The 1,927-nt window shown below is 36.0% G+C and carries 3 protein-coding genes; 1 reads left to right on the top strand and 2 read right to left on the bottom strand.

From position 1 onward, the window contains the following. Positions 1-139: YiaA/YiaB family inner membrane protein (locus LLA01S_RS13700; protein ID WP_501037291.1), on the top strand; the 139-nt coding region annotated here is incomplete at its 5' end. Between the two features lie 118 nt (positions 140-257). On the opposite strand, the gene LLA01S_RS11955 is transcribed toward LLA01S_RS13700, so the two are convergent. Together LLA01S_RS11955 and LLA01S_RS11950 are read right to left on the bottom strand one after the other, a co-directional pair. Further along, on the bottom strand, positions 258-1,082 hold the full coding sequence (locus tag LLA01S_RS11955) for an SDR family NAD(P)-dependent oxidoreductase (protein ID WP_011675131.1): 825 nt from the start codon (positions 1,080-1,082) through the stop codon (positions 258-260). 159 nt (positions 1,083-1,241) lie between these two features. After that, entirely contained in the window at positions 1,242-1,823 is a 582-nt protein-coding gene (locus LLA01S_RS11950) for a TetR/AcrR family transcriptional regulator (protein WP_011675132.1), read from the bottom strand. Positions 1,824-1,927 lie beyond the last annotated feature (104 nt).

Here is a 1,927-nt window from a genome sequence, read left to right as displayed (position 1 = left end):
ATTTAAAGGCTATTATTTAATGGGAACTGTTGGAGTTATCTCATCAGCATTCACAATTGTAAAAGTAACTAGAGATGACCAAGAAGATGATGAACGTTATAATGAAATGTTTCGAGCAGTTAAACAAGAACAAGAATAGAATAATAGCCCTTTAAAGGGCTTTTTAGATTTCTGCTTATTTTTTTAAATCTTATATCTCGGGAAATTAATATATTAACTTTTTATTGAATGACTACAAAGTCATACAGTTGATAGGCTTAGGCTTTCTTTTTAGCGACACGATTAAGCATAAAAGTAGCCAGTCGACTGAATAATCTTGGATGAGCTCGCGCAATATGAACGACTGGTCGATCACCAAATGAGTTGAAATAACGACGTTTTGGATTTTGGTCAGTTGCCGCTTTATAAAAAAGTTCAGCAAGGTCAAGAGAAGTCGCCCCCACGGAAGCATTACCAGAAAGTGCGCCTTGTATCTTTTCAACTAATGGTTGATAAAAACTATCTTTTTTCAAGTTTTTAAGCGCATTTCCTATGGCAATCTCGCCCCAGCTGGACGCAGTTCCGCCAGGTTGTATAATGATTGATTGTGCACCAAAGTCCTTGATTTCAACATCCAGTGCATCGCTCCATTGTTGAAGAGCAGCTTTTGTTGCATGATAATAACTTCCCAAAGGCATATACAAATCGCCACCAATAGATGAAATATTAATAATTCGCCCAGATTTTTGAGCACGCATCGTAGGCAGAACAAGCTGAGTTAGCTCCACAGCGCCAAAGAAATTCGTTTCAAATTGCTTACGGACATTTTCCATTGGAATTTCTTCGGCTGGACCAAACTCACCATAGCCAGCATTATTGATAAGTACGTCGATTTGCTGTGTTTGTTTCAGGATTTCAGCGATAAAAGCATGATTAGAAGCAGAATCTGTGACATCAAGTTTTAGCCCGACAATATTTTGATCGGTCGGAATCTTTTCGACACGTCGAGCACCAGCGAATACTTTCCAACCTTTACTTGCAAAGACTTTGGCTGCTTTATAGCCCATTCCATTAGAGGCTCCTGTGATGATAACTGTTTTCATAATATTTTTCCTTTTTTAGTTAAACGAACGTTCATTTATTTTTATTTAATGATTATAACTGAATAAGCATTCACTTGTCAAGTATAAAGTTTTTTTTAAAATAATATATTTTTTTACGATAAAAATAGACTTTAAATTATAAAAAAACCTCTAAAATTTTTAGAGGTTTTTCTTAATGGCATCAACAGAAAGTTCAATCATTTGTTGGATTTCAGCATCGTCAGGTTGGGTACCCATCTGTGCATGGTAAAGTAAGTTATTCATAATTCCGCCTGCAGTCCAACTGATTAGAAGATGTTGGGAGAGAGGTTTAATTTTACCAGAGTCAAGAAGACGATCATAAAGTGCGACGATGACCTCGGCCCGTTTATTTGAATAAGCAATACCATGGGGAGCTATTTCACTTGGATTTTCAAGGGCTGCCCGCATAAAGATAGCATGTTTGGGATAAGTTGTCCACTTGTCAATAAGATGTCTAAGTAATTTTTTGAACTGTTCAAGCGGGTCAGAAACAGAGAGGATAATTTCCTCTTGCCCTTCATCCAGAATATCTTTAACTCCGATCAAAATTTGACTTAACATATCAGCCTTATCTTTATAGTAGACGTAGATAGTTGCCGGACTAACACCGGCTATTTTAGCAACCTTAGCAATTGAAAGTCCGACCAATCCTACTTCCTTGGTCAGTTGAAAAACAGCTTGTGTGATTGCTTCTTTTTTATTTTCATCAATTTTTCTCATACTTATATTTTAAGTAAATGAACATTCATTTGTCAAGTCGCTTAGATTTTAGTTTCAGTAAAGTCAAATTTTAGCAATATTTAAGAGAAACTTACTATACTATA

The organism is Lactococcus cremoris subsp. cremoris NBRC 100676, assembly GCF_001591705.1.
In the GTDB taxonomy this organism is placed as follows: domain Bacteria; phylum Bacillota; class Bacilli; order Lactobacillales; family Streptococcaceae; genus Lactococcus; species Lactococcus cremoris.
Note: the sequence above shows the minus strand (reverse complement) of the source record. Positions and strands in the feature narration are given on the sequence as shown.

Bases quoted from the DNA above. Each gene is read 5' to 3' on its own strand.
- LLA01S_RS11950 (WP_011675132.1), bottom strand. From the start codon at position 1,823: ATGAGAAAAATTGATGAAAATAAAAAAGAAGCAATCACACAAGCTGTT.
- LLA01S_RS11955 (WP_011675131.1), bottom strand. From the start codon at position 1,082: ATGAAAACAGTTATCATCACAGGAGCCTCTAATGGAATGGGCTATAAA.